Here is an 18,774-nt window from a genome sequence, read left to right on the forward strand (position 1 = left end):
ATGGGCGCACAGGCAGCGGGACCGCTGGTGGTCGGGGTGGACAGCTCCACCCAGTCCACCAAGGCGCTGGTCGTGGACGCGGTGACCGGTGCGGTCCTCGCCCGGGGCCAGGCGCCGCACGAGGTCAGCGGCGACGCCGGCGCCAAGGAGAGCGACCCGCGGCAGTGGTGGCAGGCGCTGGGCGAGGCGCTGGCGCAGTGCGGTGAGGCGGCGCGGCAGGTCTCGGCGGTGTCCGTCGGCGGGCAGCAGCACGGGCTGGTCACGCTGGACGCGGACGGCGAGCCGGTGCGTCCGGCCCTGCTGTGGAACGACGTCCGGTCGGCGCCGCAGAGCGAGCGGCTGATCGCGGAGCGGGGCGGCGCGAAGGCCTGGGCGGACCGGGTCGGGATCGTACCCCGCCCGGCGTTCACGGTGGCCAAGTGGGCCTGGCTGCGAGAGCACGAGCCGGCCGCGGCGGCCGCCACCGCCGCGGTGCGGCTGCCGCACGACTACCTCACCGAGCGGCTCACCGGCGAGGCCGTCACGGATCGCGGTGATGCGTCCGGGACCGGCTGGTGGGCGTCGTCCACCGAGGCCTATGACGCGGAGGTCCTGGCGCATGTCGGGCTGGACCCCGCGCTGCTGCCGCGGGTGGCGCTGCCCGGCGAGGCCGCCGGGACCGTGCACGCCGGTGATCTGCCGCTCCCCAAGGGCGCGTTGGTGGCCGCCGGCACGGGCGACAACATGGCCGCCGCGCTCGGTCTGGGGCTGCGTCCGGGCCGGCCGGTGCTGAGCCTGGGCACCTCGGGGACGGTCTACGCGGTCTCCGCCCACCGGCCCGCCGATCCGACCGGGACCGTGGCGGGCTTCGCCGATGCCCGCGGCGGCTGGCTGCCGTTGGCCTGCACCCTGAACTGCACGCTCGCCGTGGACCGGGTGGCGGCGCTGCTGGGCCGCGACCGGGAGGACGTGGCGGAGGGCGGCGGCGTGGTGATGCTGCCGTTCCTCGACGGTGAGCGCACCCCGAACCTGCCCGGCGCCTCCGGCCTCGTGCACGGGCTGCGGCACGACACCACGGCCGGCCAGCTGCTCCAGGCCGCCTACGACGGCGCGGTGTTCACCCTGCTGCAGGCCCTGGACCGGGTGCGGGACGCGGACGCCGCGCCCGATGCGCCGCTGCTGCTGATCGGCGGCGGGGCGCGCGGCCGGGCCTGGCGGGAGACCGTGCGCCGGCTGTCGGGCCGTCCGGTGGTGGTGCCCGAGGCCCGGGAGCTGGTGGCGCTCGGTGCGGCGGCGCAGGCGGCCGGGCTGCTGCTGGAGGAGGACCCGGCGACGGTGGCCCGTCGTTGGGGCACGGCGCGCGGTGCGGAGTACGAGGCGCGGCCACGGGACGACGCCGCCTGGGAGCGGCTGACGGCGACGCTGGCCGACGGCGCGCAGCTGCTGCGGTGACCGCGGCCGGAGGTGACACCCAGCACGGCATCCGGCGGCGCAATCTGGCCCGGGTGCTGCGGGCCGTGGCCGGGCACGGGCCGCTGTCCCGGGCCGCGGTCGCGGCCCGTATCGGGCTGACCCGGGCGGGGGTGGCCCCGCTCGTCGACGAGCTGCTGCGGGCCGGGCTGCTGGTCGAGACGGGGCGGGCGGCGACCGGCGGCCGGGGCAGGCCGGGCAGCGAGCTGGCGGTCAGCGACCGCGGCCCGGCCGGGATAGGGGCCGAGATAGGCGTCGACCACCTGGCGGTGTGCGCGGTCGATCTGCGCGGACGGGTCCGGGCCCGGGTGGCGGCCGACGCGGCGAACCGGCACAGCGCTCCCGGGCCCGTGCTGCGACAGCTGTCCGCCCTGCTGGCCGGGGTGACCGCGGAGCTCGCCGCCGAGGGACTGCGGCCGGCCGGGCTGACGGTCGCGGTGCCCGGTCTGGTGGCCCGTGGGACGACGACGGTGGTGCACGCCCCCAACCTCGGCTGGCGGGCGGCCGATCTGGCGCCGGGCCTCGCCGGGGCGACGGCCCCGGGGGATGACGGCTCGGCCCTCCCGCTCACCGTCGAGAACGAGGCCAACCTCGGGGCGCTGGCCGAACTCCGGCTGGGCGGGGGCGACGGCGGGTCGGCCCCGCCGCCGGACTTCGTGCATGTGTCGGCGGAGGCCGGGATCGGCGCCGCGGTCGTCGTGGACGGCCAACTCCTGCGGGGGGCACGGGGTTTCGCCGGGGAGCTGGGGCATGTACCGGTGTATCCGGACGGCGTGCCCTGCGACTGCGGCGGCCGTGGCTGTCTGGAGCAGTACGCGGGGGAACCGGCCGTGCTGCGGGCGGGCGGGCTCACCCCCGGGCAGGCGGCGGCGCACCCGGGGCCCGGTGCCCGTATCGGTCTGCTGGCGCGCCGTGCCGCCGACGGGGACGCCGCCGTCGTCCGCGCGCTGCACGAGGCGGGGGCGGCGCTGGGGGTGGCGCTCGCCGGGGCGGTGAATCTGCTCGATCCGCAGGCGGTGGTCCTCGGGGGTGCGCTGGCCGGGCTGGCGCCCTGGGTCCTGCCGTCCCTGGAACGGGAGTTGGCGCTGCGGACGGCGGTCGCGGGCGACGGCCTGCCGCCGGGGACCGGGCGGGGTGGCGGGCCACGGGTGACGGTGTCCCGGCTGGGCGCCGACGGACCGCTGCTCGGGGCGGCGCACGCCGCGCTCCAGTGCGTCCTGGACGATCCCCTCCATTCCCGCACCCCGGCACACTCTCCCCGGAATTGAACCCGCTAAACCTTTCCAGGGTGCGGGAATTCCATGCCACCCAATCGAGCGATTGTGCCGATAAAAACAGCACGACTACCTTCGGTTCGGCGGGTTGTCGCGGAACCGCCCTGAGACGGGGTTTCGGGGCGGGCCGCATCGCACTCTTCGAAGAGATAGGTGGCACGGTGACAATTGCCGACGAATCGCTGCACGGCAGTGCGGAAGAAGCTCAGAATTCCAGCCTGAGTACCACCGCGGCGCGGAATCTGGCGACCACCACCAAAACCGCACCGCAGATGCAGGGCATCACGTCCCGGTGGCTGCTGCGGCTGCTTCCCTGGGTGCAGGTGTCCGGTGGCACCTATCGCGTGAACCGCCGGCTGACCTACACCCTCGGCGACGGGCGCATCGATTTCGACACCAGTGGCAGCGATGTGGCGATCATCCCCGATGAGCTGCGCGAGCTGCCCGCCCTGCGGGAGTTCACCGACACCGAGGTGCTGGCGGCGCTCGGCGACCGTTTCACCCAGCAGGAGTACGCGCCCGGTGAACTGATCTGCGAGGCCGGCGGCCCCGGCGACCGGCTGGTGCTGATCGTGCACGGCCGGGTGGACCGCGTCGGCACCGGCAAATACGGCGAGGACACGGTGCTGGAGGCGCTGGCCGGCGGGGACCACCTCGGCGACGAGCCGCTCACCGACCCCGAGGCCACCTGGCGGTTCAGCTACCGCGCGGTGACCCGGGTGACCGTGATGACGCTGCCCCGGCAGGCCGCGCAGGAGGTCGCCGACCGCTCCCCCGGGCTCCGGGAGCATCTGACGACGGCCCGCCAGGGCACCGCGCAGCCGGTGAACGCGAGCGGCGAGTCGGCGGTCTCCCTCGCCTCCGGGCACCACGGCGAGCCGTCCCTCCCCGCCACCTTCGTCGACTACGACGTGACGCCCCGGGAGTACGAACTCAGCGTCGCGCAGACGGTGCTGCGCACCCACAGCCGGGTCGGCGACCTCTACAGCGACCCGATGAACCAGGTCGAGGAGCAGCTCAAGCTGACCGTCCAGGCGCTGCGGGAGCGCCAGGAGCACGAGATGATCAACAACCCCGCGTTCGGACTGCTGCACCACGCCGACCTCAAGCAGCGCATCCACACCCGCACCGGCCCGCCCACCCCCGACGACCTCGACGAACTGCTCGCGACGGTCTGGAAGGACCCGGGCTTCCTGCTCGCCCACCCCCTGACGATCGCCGCCATCGGCCGGGAGTGCAGCGCCCGCGGACTGTATCCGACCGCGGTGGATTTCATGGGGCATTCGCTGCCCTCCTGGCGCGGGGTGCCGATTTTCCCGTGCAACAAGATCCCGGTGACCAAGGAGCGGACGAGTTCCATTCTGCTGATGCGCACCGGAGAGGAGAAGCAGGGCGTCGTCGGCCTCCACCAGACCGGAATTCCCGATGAATACGAGCCGGGCCTTTCGGTGCGTTATATGGGCCTGGACGACCGGGCGGTCATCAAGTATCTGGTCAGCGCCTACTATTCCACGGCCATTTTGGTGCCCGATGCGCTGGGTGTTCTCGACGACGTACAGATCGGCCACTGAAAGACGACCCGCGGAATACCGGTGCGCCCCGGTTGCGGCCTCTCCCGCCGCCCCGACGCGCGGACTCCTTCTCCGCACCGCATCGCACCGGTCTCAGCACAGCACAGACAAGAACAGGTGAGCCTTCCTCATGACCACATCGGTGGACCCGACGTCCGGCCCGCAGGCGTCCGCGCTGGAGCAGACCCGTTCCAGCCTGGACACCGCGGCGGCGCGCAAGCTGGCGACCACGACCAAGACCGTGCCGCAGATGCAGGGGATCTCCTCCCGCTGGCTGCTGCGCGTCCTGCCCTGGACGCAGGTCTCCGGCGGCACGTACCGCGTCAACCGCCGGCTGACCCACACCCTCGGCGACGGCCGGGTGGAGTTCGTCTCGACGGGCTCCGAAGTCCGGGTGATTCCGGCGGAGTTGCGCGAGCTGGCGCCGCTGCGCGGCTTCGCCGACACCGCGGCCCTGGAGGCGCTGGCGGACCGCTTCGTCCAGCGGGAGTTCGCGCCCGGCGATGTGCTGGCCCGGGCGGGCGGGCCGACGGACCGGATCGTGCTGATCGCCCGCGGCAAGCTCGACCGTGTCGGCGCCGGCAAGTACGGCGACGAGACCGTGCTGGGGGTGCTGGCCGACGGTGACGCGATCGGCGCGGCGGCGCTGGTGACCGCGGACGCGGAGTGGGAGCACTCCGTACGGGCGGTGACCCGGGTGACCGCGCTGACGCTGTACCGCAGCGATCTGGAGGAGGTGCTGGGCCGTTCGGAGCCGCTGCGCGCCCATCTCGCGGAGGTCGGCGCGGCGCTGGTGCCGGCGCAGAACAAGCACGGCGAGGCGGCCATCGAGCTGGCCGCCGGCCATGTCGGTGAGCCGGCCCTGCCGGGCACCTTCGCGGACTACGACCTGGCGCCGCGGGAGTACGAACTCAGCGTGGCGCAGACGGTGCTGAAGGTGCATTCACGGGTCGCCGACCTCTACAACGACCCGATGAACCAGCTGGACCAGCAGCTGCGGCTGACCGTGGAGGCGCTGCGGGAGCGCCAGGAGCACGAGATGGTCAACAACCCCTCGTTCGGGCTGCTGCACAACGCCGATCTCAAGCAGCGCATCCACACCCGCAGCGGTCCGCCCACCCCCGACGACCTCGACGAGCTGATCTCCCGGCGCCGCAAGACCCAGTTCCTGCTGGCGCATCCGCGGACGATCGCGGCCATCGGGCGGGAGTGGAACGCCCGGGGCATCTACCCCACGACCGCGGAGTTCGAGGGCACCGCGGTCCGTGCCTGGCGGGGCATTCCGCTGCTGCCCTGCAACAAGATCCCGGTCACCCCGGAGCAGACCAGCTCGATCCTGGCGCTGCGGGTGGGCGAGGAGAACCAGGGCGTGGTCGGGCTGCACCAGACCGGCATCCCGGACGAGTACCGGCCGGGACTGTCGGTGCGTTTCATGGGCATCAACGACCAGGCGGTCATCAATTACCTGGTCAGCGCCTACTACTCGGCGGCGGTCCTGGTGCCGGACGCACTGGGCATCCTGGAGGACGTCGAGATCGGGCACTGACCGGCGGGTGACGCACCCGGGCGCCGGGCCCCGAGCGGCCGTCAGGGCCGTCGGCGTGGCACCCGGGTGACGTCCGATCAGGTATCCCGTCGCTCCTGACCTGCGCCGTTCTGCCTTTGGTCAAGCCATTGGCAGAACGGCCATTCCCTTGGCAGGGCGTGCCCTGTTGCGCATCATGAACGCACCACATGTGCGTGACATGTACGCGACCACCCCTCGGTCCCTGTCAGGAGTTCACATGGAGCCCGCCCCCCGCCGCCCGGCTCGCCGGCGGCTGCTGACCGGTGCGGCCGCGCTCGCCGCGTCCGCCGCCCTCACCCCCCTCACCACGGCCCCCACCGCCGCCGCCACCCGCCGGCGGACCCCGCTCGGCGGCACCTACCCCCCGGTCCAGTGGGTCCCCGCGAGCCCGGGCAACTTCACCGCCGCCGACCGGCCGGCGCAGTACCCGGTCGAGCGGGTCGTGGTGCATGTGACCCAGGAGACCTACCAGGACACCCTGAAGCTGTTCCAGGACCCGGCGCACAAGGCCGCCGCGCACTATGTCGTACGGTCCGTGGACGGCCACATCGCCCGGTGCGTCCGCGAGCGGGACGTCGCCTGGCACGCCGGGAACTGGACCTACAACACCCGCAGCATCGGCATCGAGCACGAGGGCTGGATCGACGACCCGACGTGGTTCACCGACGTGCTCTACACCCAGTCCGCGCTGCTCACCGCCGCGATCTGCGACCGGTACGGCATCCCCAAGGACCGGGAGCACATCATCGGCCATGTCGAGGTGCCCGGCACCGACCACACCGACCCCGGTGAGTTCTGGGACTGGGCGCGCTATCTCCAGCTGGTCAACGAGGTCTCGTGGCAGCACGCCGGATGACCCGGCGCGGCGACACGGCGGCCGTTCCGCGGGTATACCGAATCATGACATCTCCGGGCCATAGTGAACTTCATCCGCACCTGGGACAGTTGACATGACGTCAGGGGGGATCGTGAAGCGGCGATGCGGTCGGGTACGCGCGGTGCTGACGGTGCTGGTGGTCTGGGGTGTGCTGGCCGGCGGAGGGGTGGCGGGCGGAGCCGCGGCCACCGCCGCCGACAGCCTCCTCCGCCGCTTCGGTGCGGCGGACGTCGCACCCGGTGTGGCGTACGGCGAGTTCCGGCTGACGCTGCCGCGCGGCACCGCGCACGGGCATCTGCTGACCGTCGATCTCGCCGATCCGCGGGTCACGGTGGACCTGCTCCACCCGGGCGCGGTCGGCGCACGGTCGCCGGTCTCCCAACTCGCCGCGGAGCGCCGGGCGGTGGGGGCGGTCAACGGGGACTTCTTCAACATCACCGAGACCCAGCACCCGGGTGTGCAGCCCACCGGCGCCGCGGTCGGCCCAGCGGTGGCCGCGGGGCGGCAGCTCAAGGGCGCGGTGCCCGACGGCCAGCGGTTCGGACCGGTACTGCCGCCCGGCGCGACCACCGAGGACGTGCTCGGCGTCGGCTACGACCGCCGCGCCCGGCTGGACCGGCTCACCCTGCGCGGCGCGGTGCTGACCGGCGAGGGGACGCTGCCGCTGCGCGGCCTGAACCAGTACGCGCTGCCGGTCGGCGGGATCGGCGCGTACACCGCGCAGTGGGGCCCGGCGTCCCGGGTGCGCGCCACCTGCGGCACGGACACCGACCGGGCGGCGCCGTGCAGCGCGGAGACCGCGGAGGTGACGGTCCGGCACGGCCGGGTGGCGGCGGTCGGTGAGGTCCCGGGCGCCGGCGGGGTGCCGGCGGGCAGCGTGGTGCTGGTGGGCCGGGAGGAGGGGGCGCGGCAGCTGCGCGCGCTGCGGATCGGTGAGCGGGTGAGCGTCAGCGCGTACCTCACCGGCCGGGGGAACGGGCGGCTGCGCTGCGCGGTGGGCGGCTTCCCGATCGTGCGGGACGGTGCGCCGGTGGCCGGTCTGGACACCGGCGCCGTGGCGGTGCGGACGTCCGCCGGGATCGGGGCCGGCGGACGGGTGCTGTATCTGATGGCGCTGGACGGGGCGCCGGGCCGGACCGGCCTGACCGTACGGGAACTGGCGGAGGTCATGGCGCAGTTGGGCGCGCGGGAGGCGATGGATCTGGACGGCGGCGGGTCCTCGACGCTGGTGACCGGCGACGCGTACGGGGCCACGGTCCGCAACCATCCGTCGGGGGGCGCGGAGCGGCCGGTGCCCAACGCGCTCGGGGTGTTCTCCGCCGCCTGAGCGGCCCGGCCCGGTGAGCCGCCGCCGTCACGGCCGCAGGCTGCTCACCACGTCGGCGGCGCCGGACAGCCCTTGGTGGATGTCCGGCGCGAGGCTGCTGCTCGCCAGGTAGAAGCCGAGCAGCGCGCACACCAGGGCGTGCGAGAACTTGAGCTTGCCGCTGCGCAGGAAGATCACGGTCAGGACCACCAGCAGCAGCACGACCGAGATGGAAATCGCCATGGGACGCACACCTCCTCTACCGCCGCCCGAACGGGCGGCAAGGGGTGGCCAGTTTGGCGTATTTCAGGGTATGTACGGTTCTGGCCCGGGTGCTCCGATCGGGTGATCACTGCGGGTCACGGGCCGGCGGTGCGGCACCGGATACCGGTGGCGGCACGGGCCGGAGGGCACACCTCCGTCGCAGTGGCGTGGATCACATCACTCCCTGCAACGAACTGTGTCGCCCGGCCGTCTTAGCGGCCGACATCGCCGCCCCCCACCGCAGACGGAAAGCCCGAGATGCGCCAGTTCCCCTTCCCCCGCCGCGGGCCGTTCCGGCCACGGCGCGCCGCGCTCGCCCTGGCCGCGGCGGTCGGCGCGGGCACCCTCAGCGGGTGCGCGGGCTTCGCGGCGCCGGCCCCCGTGGCCGACCCGGTGAAGGTGGCCCTGGGCGCGGCCGACGGCACCAGGACCGTGCAGGCCGGCGACAAGCTCACGGTGACCGCGAAGGGCGGGGTGCTGACCGAGGTGACCGTCACCGACCCCAGGGGCCGGCGGCTGCCCGGCGGGCTCGGGGACGGCCGCACGGTCTGGACCTCCAGCACCGGGATCGCCCCGGCCACCAAGTACTCCGTCGTCGCCAGGACCAGGAGCGACCAGGGCGGCGTCGGCGCGACCAAGGAGTCGCTCACCACCGCGAGGCCGGCCCGGCTCAACACCGTGGTGCTCGACCCCGGCACCCGGGACGCCGTGGTCGCCGTCGACCGGCTGCTCACCCTCACCTTCGAGCACCCGGTGACCGACCGGGCCGCGGTGCAGCGCCGGCTGAACGTCACCGCCGGCGACCGGACGTCCGGTTCGTGGGACTGGGCGACAGACCGCAACGGCAAGGACCAGGTGACCTGGGCGCCCACACAGCGCTGGAAGCCGGGCACCGAGGTCACCTTGCGGGCGGAGCTCGACGGGGTGGACTCCGGCGGCGGCCGCTACTTCTCCGGCGACTATGACCTGAACTTCACCATCAGCCGGAGTTGCACCGACTCGGACCCGGGACGGGTTTGTGGCAAGGTCCACGTGGGTGACCCCGCCGGGGTCCTCACCTCCTCCGTACGAGGGAAAGACGAGCACACCACCGGGATCGGAGACCGGCATGACGGCTGACCCCCGGGACAGAGAAACAGCGCCCGCGCGTCGAGCAGCTGACCCCTTTCAGAGCCTAGTGTGACGGAATGAGCACCGTGCAGGACCAGGATCAACTCACGGGGTGGCGGCGCTTCCGGCGCCGTGTCCCCAATGGCTTCGCCATCATCTTCAGCGTATTGGGGCTGTTTTGCGCCCTGACGGCGCTGATCGGGCCGCTCCGGCGCGGACTCCACCCGGTGATCTACTGGCTGGACACCCTCACCATCCCGGTGGCGCCGAACTTCGCGTATGCGGCGTTCCTCTTCCTCCTGGGCGCGGCGATGACCGCCAGGAAACGGGTGGCGCTGTGGTTCGTGGTGGCCTACATGGTGCTGGTCACCCTCGCCGACGCGCTGTTCCTGGCCGCCGGGTACTGGGAGTTCGCCTTCTCCCTGGTGCTGTGTGCCGCGGCGCTGGTGCTGCTGCTCGTCTCGCACCGCGAGTTCTACGCGATCACCCGGCGCGGTGCGTTCCTGCGCGCCCTCCTGGTGCTGGGCGGCGGGCTCGTGGCGGCGGTGCTGGTCGGCTGGGGACTGGTGGCGCTGGCCCCCGGCACCCTGGAGCCCGGCGCCGCCAACCGGCTGCTGTGGACGGCCAACCGCGTCTGCGGCGGGCTGGTCGGCGGCCATCTCGTCGAGGGCCATCCGCCGCACTGGATCAGTGCCGTCCTCGGCCTGCTCGGTGCGCTGGCGCTGCTGAACGCCGCGGCCACCCTCTTCCGTTCGCAGCGCATGGAGGCCGCGCTGCACGGCGACGAGGAGGCCCGCATCCGGGCGCTGCTGGACCGCTACGGCAGCCAGGACTCGCTCGGCTACTTCGCCTCCCGCCGCGACAAGGCGGTGGTCTTCTCCCCCAGCGGCAAGGCCGCCGTCACCTACCGCGTCGAGGCCGGCGTCTGTCTGGCCAGCGGTGACCCGGTCGGTGACCGGGAGGCGTGGACGCAGGCCATCGAGGCGTGGCTGGAGGTCGCCGGACGGTACGGCTGGCAGCCGGCCGTGATGGGCGCGAGCGAGAGCGGCGCCAAGGCGTTCGCCCGCAGCGGCCTCGGGGCGCTGCAGCTCGGCGACGAGGCGATCCTGCACGTGAAGGACTTCGACCTGGACGGCCGGGAGATGCGGGTCACCCGCCAGGCCGTCAACCGCGTCGAGCGGACCGGCGCGACCTTCCGCGTACGGCGCCACTCCGCGCTGACCGACGAGGAGATGCAGGAGGTCATCCACCGGGCGGACGCCTGGCGGGACACCGAGACCGAGCGCGGCTTCTCGATGGCGCTGGACCGGCTGGGCGACCCGGAGGACGGGGACTGTCTGCTGGCCGAGGCGTTCGACGGCGACGGCAACATGATCGCGCTGCTGTCCTTCGTGCCCTGGGGCAAGGACGGCATCTCGCTGGACGTCATGCGACGGGACCGCTCCGCGCCCAACGGCGTCATGGAGTTCATGGTGGCCCGGCTCTGCGCGCAGGCCGGGGCGATGGGCGTGCGGCGGATCTCGCTGAACTTCGCGGTGTTCCGGTCCGCCTTCGAGGAGGGCGCCCGGATCGGTGCCGGTCCGGTGCTGAAGTTCTGGCGCCGGCTGCTGCTGTTCTTCTCCAAGTGGTGGCAGCTGGAGGCCCTCTACCGCTCCAACGCCAAGTACAACCCGGAGTGGTACCCGCGGTTCCTGTGCTACGCGGACGCCGGCGCGCTGGCCCGGATCGGTCTGGCCTCCGGTATCGCCGAGGGCTTCGTGGCCGTGCCGAGCCTGGGCAAGCTGTGGGGCAAGGGACACAAGAAGCGGGTGCTGGCCCCGGCCAGCACCGCGGGCCTGCCGTCGCTGGACGAACTCGGCCTGGTGCAGACCGCCCCGGCCACCGAGGAGGAGCGCCACGAGCAGGAGCTGGCCGCGCTGCCCGAGCAGGTGCGGGTGCGCCACCGCAAGCTGGAGCGGCTGCGGGAGGCCGGCACCGACCCGTATCCGGTGGGCGTGCAGCGGACGCACACCCTGGGCCAGGTCCGCGACGAGTACCCGGACCTCACGCCCGGGGCGCGCAGCGGCAAGACCGTCAGCATCACGGGGCGGGTGCTGCTCACCCGCGACCACGGCGGGGTGCTCTTCGCGGTGCTGCGCGACTGGTCGGGCGATCTGCAGATCGCGCTGACCCGGGACGGCAGCGGCAAGGAACTGCTGGACCGCTTCGGCTCGGACATCGACCTCGGTGACCATGTCGAGGCGGAGGGCGAGGTCGGCACCAGCGACCACGGTGAGCTGACCGTGTTCGTCAGCGGGTGGCGGCTGACGGCCAAGTGCCTGCGGCCGCTGCCCGACAAGCGGCGCGGGCTGTCCGACCCGGAGGCCAAGGTCCGCCAGCGGTATGTGGACCTGGTCGTCTCGACGGACGCCCGGGAGAACGTACGGGCGCGCAGCAGGGCGGTGCAGGCGCTGCGCCAGGGGCTGGTCGACCGGGGTTACCTGGAGGTCGAGACGCCGATGCTCCAGCAGATCCACGGTGGCGCCAACGCCCGGCCGTTCCACACCCACATCAACGCCTACGACCTCGACCTGTATCTGCGGATCGCGCCGGAGCTGTATCTCAAGCGGCTGTGTGTGGGCGGCATGGAGAAGGTCTTCGAGATGGGGCGGACGTTCCGCAACGAGGGCATCTCCTACAAGCACAACCCCGAGTTCACGATGCTGGAGGCGTACCAGGCGTACGCCGACTACGACGTGATGCTCGACCTGACCCGGGAGCTGATCCAGAGCGCGGCGGTCGCCGCGTTCGGCAGCGCCACCGCCCGAAAGGCGGACGAGAACGGCAGGCTCGTCGAGCACGACATCTCGGGGATCTGGCCGGTGAAGACCGTCTACGGCGCGATCTCCGAGGCGCTCGGCGAGGAGGTCGACGCGGACACCGCGCCGGACCGGCTGCGGCGGCTGTGCGCTGCCTCGGCGGTGCCGGTGAAGCCGGAGATGGGCCGCGGTGACCTGGTGCTGGAGATGTACGAGCGTCTGGTGGAGGAGAAGACCCAGCTCCCCACGTTCTACAAGGACTTCCCCACCGATGTGTCGCCGCTGACCCGGCAGCACCGCAAGGACCCGCGGCTCGCCGAGCGCTGGGACCTGGTGGCGTTCGGCACCGAGCTGGGCACCGCCTACTCGGAGCTGACCGACCCGGTCGAGCAGCGCCGGCGGCTGACCGCCCAGTCGCTGCTGGCGGCCGGCGGTGACCCGGAGGCGATGGAGCTGGACGAGGACTTCCTCCAGGCGCTGGAGTACGCGATGCCGCCGACCGGTGGTCTGGGCATCGGCGTGGACCGGCTGGTGATGTTCCTGACCGGTCTGTCGATCCGCGAGACGCTGCCGTTCCCGCTGGTACGGCGCCGCTGACGGCATCCGGGCCCGGTCACGGCGGGCGCGACGGCGGGAGGCCACCCCCATGGTGCGGGGGTGGCCTCCTGGCGTTCGCGGGCGCCGGTGGTCAGTGCGTCCCGTGGGCGGAGCACCCGGCCGGGGTGGCTGCCGCCGCCTTGGAGTACTTCCACTCCGGGTCGAGCAGTTCGGTCTTGAGCTGCCGCGCCGCTGCCGGGCTTTCGACGATGTAGCCGAAGTCCTGGAGCCAGGCCGGGTAGAGGTTCTTCGAACCGATGTAGAACGCCGCGTCGTCCACCGACACCAGCTTGTGGTGCAGCGCGTACGGCTTGCCGTCGGCCCAGGTGGCGCTGTCGGAGCTGCGGAACGAGGCGAGCTGGAGGTTGCCGCACATCGCCCGCGAGGCCTTCTCGTTGTCGCCGGTGAGGGCCACCAGACGCCTGCGGAGGGTGTCGCTGATCTCGTCCAGGGACTTGATCTGGGAGTAGCCCCCGCTGCCGACGGCTCCGCGGTTGGCGGGGTCGCTGACGACGATGCGGACCTTCACCCCGTCGGTGAGCTTCTTCGCGAGGGTGTCGTAGGTGCGGATGTCGTAGCGCGGCAAGGGCGGGCAGGTGGCGTTGAGGTCCTGCTGGGAGATCTCGACGTGGCTGCGCGCGCTCGCGATGAGGGAACGCAGCGCGTTCTCCTCGGGGTTGACCGTGTCGTAGTCGCGGTCGTGGTTGGTGTTGTCGTGCAGCCCGACCGTGCACTTGGTGTCGGGGGCGGTGGGCAGGTCCGGGTGGTAGCCCGAGGACGGGTCGGACTCCTTGATGCCCACGCCGAGACCGCCGACCGCGAGGACCGGGACGTCACCGGCCGGTTCGGCGGGGGCGGCGGCCCGGTCCTTCTCCAGGGACGCCATGCAGGAGGCCCCGTTCGAGGTGGCGAGCCACACCTTGGCCGGGTCGGACACGTTGCGGCAGGTCCAGTCCCACAGCGTGTCCAGGTACTTCCCGGCCGAGCGGGCGGCCGGTCCGCGGAGCGCCATGTCCACGTCCGACACAGGGTGGGTGGTGTCGAGGTAGTCGTCCTTCCAGCCGTTGATCCCGCCCGTGAGGGTCGTCTTCCCGTCGACCACCACGAGCTTGGAGTGATTCCAGGACAGCGACGTCTTGGACGTGGTCATCGAGGCCACGTTGAGCGTGACCTTCCCGGCCGCGGCGCCGAGCTTCTCGATCAGCTCGTTCCGGTAGCGGGAGGGCACCACGTTGAGGTGGTAGAGGGGGGCGGCGCCGACCAGGATGCGCACCTTGGGCGAGTGTCCCGCCCGGACGGACTCCTTGAGGCCCGCGACGATCGCGTCCTCGAACCCTCCGTTGGGGAACGGGGCCAGCGAGGAGATGTCCACGGTGTGCTGTGCGTCGGCGATGTTGCGGGTCATCCTGTCGAGCAGCCGCTTGCTGCCCGTACGGTCCTTGCACCGGTCGTCGCCCCAGCAGCCGGGGGTCTGCAGCAGCCAGCCGGCCGGGTCGCCGTCCGGGGCATCCAGCCGGTTGCCCTCGGTGCGCTCCCACACCGAGCCTTCGAGGCCGGGTGAGGTGTCGCGGAGGGAGCGCTCGATGGAGTCCAGGTGCGGGGTGGGCGGGGTGTCCGCCGCGTACGCCGTCCCGGTGGGCAGCACCGCGCACACGGTCGTCAGGGCGAGGGACGCCGGTATGAGGCGGTGGAGTGGGTGGTGAGCCAAGAACTTGCCTTCTGGTGGTGACGGGAGAGAGCCGGGGCGGTGATCACCTGCCGTGGATCGCCGGCCCGGCTCCGATTGCCACCTGAACGTATCGTTCCCTTCCGCTTCCCTCCGTGCAGAAGTCGATCTCCGCTACAACTCCTGGTGCCGCCGCGGCCCCGGCGGCGTCCGGCCGGGGAAGTCGCGGGGTTTCAGAACCAGTTGACGGTGAGCGGGAAGGTGGTGGTGGCGGTGGCGCCCCTGGCGTCGGTGGCGGTGACGGTGACCGGGAAGCCGCCGGTCTGCCAGGGCCTGCCGGTGATCCGGCCGCCGGCGGCGTCGAGGCCCAGGGAAAGGGGCAGGCCGGTGGCGCGGTAGGTGACCGGGGAGGTGCCGCCGGTGGCGGTCAGCTGGATGGTGCAGGACCGGCCGAAGCGGCAGGTCTGCGGGCCGGGGGTGGCGAGTTCGAGGCCGTCGCCGGGCGGTTCGGTGTCACCGGTGTCGAACACCGCGGTGACGGGGGTGGCGGTGGCGGCGTTGCCCGCGTGGCCGGTGCCGTACATGTCCTCGAAGGTCCGCAGCAGACTGAAGTGGTTGTAGTCGCCGCTGGCCGCGCCCGGTTTGACGTGGGCTCCGTGGAAGACGGTCGCGATCCGGTTGGAGCCGAGGTAGTTGTCCTCGTCCCAGGTCACCATCAGCAGGCTGTTGTGGTCCTTGGCCCACCGGGCGTAGGAGTCGAGGTTGTTCCGGAGCCAGGTGTCGCCGCTGCCGACCGCGCAGTCGTGCATGTCGTTGCACATGTCCGGGATGACGAAGGACAGCGTCGGCAGCTGGGTGAAGTCGTCCTTGGGGAACTGGGCGAAGGTCTTGCCGGTGTTGACGGGGACGTTCTTGAAGGCGAACCAGGGGTTGTGCTTCTGCGCGTACCGGCCGCTGGAGCAGGTCGTGGAGCCCTCGCTGGGCAGCCCCTCGTTGTAGCTGGCGAAGGTCTTGCCGACAGCGGTCAGCTCCTGGGCGAGGTTGGGCGCGGACAGCGACTGCGGGGTGTAGCAGCCGTCGCCGGTGATGCCCTGGGTGGCGCCGGAGAAGAGGTTGAAGTAGTTCGGCTGGCTGGGGTGGGTGAGGGCCTTCATCGAGGTCAGTTCGGCGCCGTCCCGGGCGAGTTGGTTGAGGTAGGGCGCCTGGGAGTTGCCCATGATCTCGCCGTACTGCTTGTTCTCGAAGACCACGATCACGACGTGGTCGTAGGCCGGCAGCGCGGTCCGGGCGGGCCGGGCGTCGGCGGCGGTAGCGACGGCGAGCAGGCCGAGTGTGCCGAGGAGCGCGACGAGCGCTCTGCGCAGGTGGATCGCTGGTCGTTTCATCAGGTGTCAGCTCCTTGTCCGAGGGGGGTGTGGGCCCGGTGGGGGCGGGCCCGGTCGGGGGGTGCGGAGCAGGGTGGGTGCGGAGCGGGTGGGTGCCGGGTGTCAGTCCTCGCGTCGGGCGGCGTCCGCGACGGTGATCCGCAGGAAGCGCGGTACGGGCAGGTCGCTTCGGCGGCAGGCGGCGACCACCGCGGCCCGGACCGCCGCGCGCCGGCCGGGCGGCATCAGCAGCAGGACGCTGCGGCCCGGCCGCCGTCCGGGCCACGAGGCGGACCAGGCACCGGCGCGCAGGGCGTCGTGGACCGCGGTGGCGAGCGCGGTGGCCGTGGTGTCACCGGCCGCGGGGCCGCCGGGGGCGAGCCGGGCGGTCACCAGCAGCAGGCTCGGCCGCGGGCCGCCGTCCGGGGCGCGCAGCGGCTGGGTCCGGCCGTCGGCGGCGAGCAGCTGCCCGGTCCGGGCGAAGAGCACGGCCCGGCGCAGCGCGTCGTCGCCGGGCACGGCGTCGGCCAGCAGCAGCGCCAGATGGGCCCGGGCCGGCGGGCGGCCGCCGCGGTCGGCGTGTACGGACGCCACCGCCAGCGCGGCCGCGCACTCCAGCGGTTCGGCGACGGACAGCCCCACGCTCTCCGGCAGGGTCGCGTCGAGGTGCAGATCGGCGCCGTCCCGGCCGACTCCGGTGGCGGCGAGCGCGCGCAGCGCGGCGTACGGGCGGGCCGCCCAGCCCGGGGCTTCGGCGGCCGGTCCGGTGAGGGGGAGTTCGGCGGTCTCGGCGGGGTGCTGGGGCGAGCCGCAGCGCAGGATGCCGTCCTCGCGCGGGGCGACGGCCGCGGCGACCTGCCAGTTGGCCGCCGCGACCCAGCCGGTCCGGGGTGCCGTACCGGTGCCGGGCGGGGCGGCGGGTGCGGTGAGCCGGAAGGCGTACGGCGCCCGCCACACGGCCGCGGGCCGGCGGTGGTACGCCGTCGCGAAGCCGTGGGCGAGCAGCCGCAGCAGGGGGTCCGCCGCGGTGCGGTGGGCCAGGTCCACCTCGGTCATCCCAGCTCTTTGCGGGCGAGCAGGCGGTAGGCGTTGCCGCCGTCGGTGGCCCGCGCGACCGCGGAGCGCACGGCGTCCAGGCCGAGGGCGGCGGCGTAGCAGGGAACCGCCATGGCCTGTACGGCGCTTCGGACCGCGGCGCGGCCGCGGGTGGCGGGGATGGTTGCCCACGGCGCGTACGGGTCGGGGGCGATCCGGTTCGCGGTGAGGGCGACGGCGCCGAGGAAGTCATTGCTCTGGTGGGAGGGGCCGTGCTGCTCGGCGAGGACGGTGAACCCCCGGGTCTCCAGGGCCTGTTTGAGGTTGCCGGCCGGCATCAGGTGCTGGTGCTGGGGCTGGAACCAGGGCAGCCAGTGGGGGCCGAGCAGCCGGGCGATCCGCGCCTCGGGGTCGGGGAGTTCGATCAGCAGATGGCCGCCGGGGGCGAGGACCTTGACGGCCGCGTCGAGTTCGGTGAGCGGGTCCCGGGTGTGTTCCAGGTAGTGGTGCATGCTCACGGTGTCGTACCGTCCGGCGAGCCGGTCGGCGAGCTCGGGGAACTGGCCCTGGTAGGCGGTGGAGATCCAGCCCCGCCGTTCGGCCTCGTGGACCCCGCCGCCCATGTCCAGTCCGTCGAAGCGGGTACCGGGCCAGACGCCGCGGGCGGCGTTGCAGAAGTGCCCCGCTGCGGTGCCGACGTCGAGCCAGGCCCTGGGGGTGGTGAAGGGCCGGAGCATTTCGGCGCGGTCGCGGTAGGTGGCGTTCATCCGGCCGAGGACCAGTGAGGCGCCCTCGCCGCCGAGGCCTTCGTAGAAGTCGCGGTAGTAGAAGTCGAGTCCCTCCAGGGTCAGGCGGGGGTTCTGGAAGACATGGCCGCAGTGCCGGCACTCCTCCAGGGTGAAGCGGCCGGGCTTGCCCTGGAGCAGGTCGGGCATCCGGACCCGTACGACGGGGTCGGGGGCCGCGCACCAGGGGCAGTCGGCGCGGCGGGGTTCGAAGAACCGGTCGGTGCCGGCCGCGAGTTCGGCGGTGTACGCGGCGTGCCGGGCCGGGGTGCCGGTGGGCCGGGCCGGCTCGGCGGGCGGGGTGGCCAGGGTGCGCAGGGCGGTGGACAGGGAGCGCAGCGGCCGGGACACGGTGGCGCGGGCCAGTCCGGCGGGGCGCAGACCGCGAGCCGGGCTCAGCACGGCGGCGGGCTGCAGCCAGTACAGGGCGGCCGCCGCCGCTCCCCAACGCGGCTCCGAGAGCGCGCACTTCGCCAGCAGGGCCAGCCCCGCCAGCTGCGCGGCGGACAGCAGGGCGGGCGGGAGGCCGCGGGCGCGGAGTTCCTCGGCGCGCCGGGCGGGGTCGGGGTGCGGCGCGCGCAGGCCGGGGGCGACGGCCCAGCCAGTGGCGTCCGGGGCGTACTCCTTGAGGGTGCGGAGCAGGCGGATCAGGCCGGCCACCGACTGCGGCGGCTCCTCGGCGTCGAGCCCGGCCCGCCGGTGGACGTCGTCGGCCACCAGCAGGGCGTGGCCCGCGCCGTGGCCGGGAGCGCACCGGTCCGTGCGGTGGGCCGCCGGGTCGAGCAGCCGCAGCAGGCCGAGCACGCTCTCGGCGTCCAGGTGGGCCGGGACGAGGTCCACGACGCGCAGTCCCTCGCGGGTGGCGTGGGCGACCGCGGCGCGCAGGGTCGCCTCGTCGGCCACGACACCGGGCGCGGTGAGCAGCTGCCAGCCGGGGAGCGCCGGCTCCGCCGGGTCCTGCGTCCCGGCCGCTTCGTGCGGCCCGGCGGGGTCGAGCACCGGCAGCGCGGCGAGCCTGCGGCGGGCGCGGACCGTGCCCGCGCCCAGGGCCGTCACGGCGGCGGCCGCCGCCCATCGCGTGCGGTGTCCCGAACGGTGCGCTCGCGTCATC

The 18,774-nt window shown here is 73.4% G+C and carries 13 protein-coding genes; 8 read left to right on the top strand and 5 right to left on the bottom strand.

What is annotated here, in order from left to right; translation table 11 throughout:
• The 6 genes from xylB (at position 1) to ACWC9R_RS02795 (ending at position 8,065) form a co-directional block, all read left to right on the top strand.
• A complete protein-coding gene (gene xylB / locus ACWC9R_RS02770; protein WP_450728366.1) occupies positions 1-1,431 on the top strand; it encodes a xylulokinase in 1,431 nt (476 codons plus the stop codon).
• Positions 1,428-2,717 (top strand): ROK family protein, encoded by a 1,290-nt coding sequence (locus ACWC9R_RS02775; RefSeq protein WP_450728368.1) that lies wholly within the window; start codon positions 1,428-1,430, stop codon positions 2,715-2,717. Before xylB ends, ACWC9R_RS02775 begins: the two co-directional genes overlap by 4 nt.
• Before the next feature lie 167 nt (positions 2,718-2,884).
• On the top strand, positions 2,885-4,294 hold the full coding sequence (locus ACWC9R_RS02780) for a family 2B encapsulin nanocompartment shell protein (RefSeq protein ID WP_450728370.1): 1,410 nt from the start codon (positions 2,885-2,887) through the stop codon (positions 4,292-4,294).
• A 130-nt stretch (positions 4,295-4,424) separates the two neighbouring features.
• Entirely contained in the window at positions 4,425-5,840 is a 1,416-nt protein-coding gene (locus ACWC9R_RS02785; protein WP_450728372.1) for a family 2B encapsulin nanocompartment shell protein, read from the top strand.
• 238 nt (positions 5,841-6,078) lie between these two features.
• On the top strand, positions 6,079-6,717 hold the full coding sequence (locus ACWC9R_RS02790; RefSeq protein ID WP_450728374.1) for an N-acetylmuramoyl-L-alanine amidase: 639 nt from the start codon (positions 6,079-6,081) through the stop codon (positions 6,715-6,717).
• Positions 6,718-6,811: 94 nt separating this feature from the next.
• Positions 6,812-8,065, top strand: coding sequence for a phosphodiester glycosidase family protein (locus ACWC9R_RS02795; RefSeq protein WP_450728376.1), 1,254 nt, complete (start codon positions 6,812-6,814; stop codon positions 8,063-8,065).
• A gap of 27 nt (positions 8,066-8,092) precedes the next feature.
• On the opposite strand, the gene ACWC9R_RS02800 is transcribed toward ACWC9R_RS02795, so the two are convergent.
• Positions 8,093-8,287 (bottom strand): hypothetical protein, encoded by a 195-nt coding sequence (locus ACWC9R_RS02800; protein WP_018088533.1) that lies wholly within the window; start codon positions 8,285-8,287, stop codon positions 8,093-8,095.
• A 279-nt stretch (positions 8,288-8,566) separates the two neighbouring features.
• Between ACWC9R_RS02800 and ACWC9R_RS02805 the strand changes: the two genes are divergently transcribed.
• Positions 8,567-9,427: an Ig-like domain-containing protein gene (locus ACWC9R_RS02805; protein ID WP_450728378.1), complete on the top strand. Its 861-nt coding sequence runs from the start codon at positions 8,567-8,569 to the stop codon at positions 9,425-9,427.
• Positions 9,428-9,495: 68 nt separating this feature from the next.
• Complete coding sequence (gene lysX / locus ACWC9R_RS02810; protein WP_450728380.1) at positions 9,496-12,813, top strand: bifunctional lysylphosphatidylglycerol synthetase/lysine--tRNA ligase LysX; 3,318 nt, start codon at positions 9,496-9,498, stop codon at positions 12,811-12,813.
• 91 nt (positions 12,814-12,904) lie between these two features.
• On the opposite strand, the gene ACWC9R_RS02815 is transcribed toward lysX, so the two are convergent.
• The 4 genes from ACWC9R_RS02815 to ACWC9R_RS02830 form a co-directional block, all read right to left on the bottom strand.
• A complete protein-coding gene (locus ACWC9R_RS02815) occupies positions 12,905-14,521 on the bottom strand; it encodes a phospholipase D-like domain-containing protein (protein WP_450728382.1) in 1,617 nt (538 codons plus the stop codon).
• A 191-nt stretch (positions 14,522-14,712) separates the two neighbouring features.
• The gene (locus ACWC9R_RS02820) at positions 14,713-15,864 is read right to left on the bottom strand and encodes an alkaline phosphatase family protein (protein ID WP_450728384.1); all 1,152 of its coding nucleotides are present in this window, start codon (positions 15,862-15,864) and stop codon (positions 14,713-14,715) included.
• A gap of 102 nt (positions 15,865-15,966) precedes the next feature.
• Positions 15,967-16,899 (bottom strand): galactokinase, encoded by a 933-nt coding sequence (locus ACWC9R_RS02825; RefSeq protein WP_450728385.1) that lies wholly within the window; start codon positions 16,897-16,899, stop codon positions 15,967-15,969.
• Complete coding sequence (locus ACWC9R_RS02830; RefSeq protein ID WP_450728387.1) at positions 16,896-18,773, bottom strand: class I SAM-dependent methyltransferase; 1,878 nt, start codon at positions 18,771-18,773, stop codon at positions 16,896-16,898. The genes ACWC9R_RS02825 and ACWC9R_RS02830 overlap by 4 nt, the downstream gene beginning before the upstream one ends.
• Position 18,774 lies beyond the last annotated feature (1 nt).

Source organism: Streptomyces sp. NPDC001219 (genome assembly GCF_053597915.1).

What these genes read in the sequence shown, in the direction of transcription:
- lysX (WP_450728380.1), top strand. Translation starts at nt 9,496, where the DNA reads ATGAGCACCGTGCAGGACCAGGATCAACTCACGGGGTGGCGGCGCTTC.
- ACWC9R_RS02830 (WP_450728387.1), bottom strand. Translation starts at nt 18,773, where the DNA reads ATGACGCGAGCGCACCGTTCGGGACACCGCACGCGATGGGCGGCGGCC.
- ACWC9R_RS02795 (WP_450728376.1), top strand. Translation starts at nt 6,812, where the DNA reads ATGACGTCAGGGGGGATCGTGAAGCGGCGATGCGGTCGGGTACGCGCG.
- ACWC9R_RS02825 (WP_450728385.1), bottom strand. Translation starts at nt 16,899, where the DNA reads ATGACCGAGGTGGACCTGGCCCACCGCACCGCGGCGGACCCCCTGCTG.
- xylB (WP_450728366.1), top strand. Translation starts at nt 1, where the DNA reads ATGGGCGCACAGGCAGCGGGACCGCTGGTGGTCGGGGTGGACAGCTCC.
- ACWC9R_RS02790 (WP_450728374.1), top strand. Translation starts at nt 6,079, where the DNA reads ATGGAGCCCGCCCCCCGCCGCCCGGCTCGCCGGCGGCTGCTGACCGGT.
- ACWC9R_RS02805 (WP_450728378.1), top strand. Translation starts at nt 8,567, where the DNA reads ATGCGCCAGTTCCCCTTCCCCCGCCGCGGGCCGTTCCGGCCACGGCGC.
- ACWC9R_RS02820 (WP_450728384.1), bottom strand. Translation starts at nt 15,864, where the DNA reads ATGAAACGACCAGCGATCCACCTGCGCAGAGCGCTCGTCGCGCTCCTC.
- ACWC9R_RS02785 (WP_450728372.1), top strand. Translation starts at nt 4,425, where the DNA reads ATGACCACATCGGTGGACCCGACGTCCGGCCCGCAGGCGTCCGCGCTG.
- ACWC9R_RS02800 (WP_018088533.1), bottom strand. Translation starts at nt 8,287, where the DNA reads ATGGCGATTTCCATCTCGGTCGTGCTGCTGCTGGTGGTCCTGACCGTG.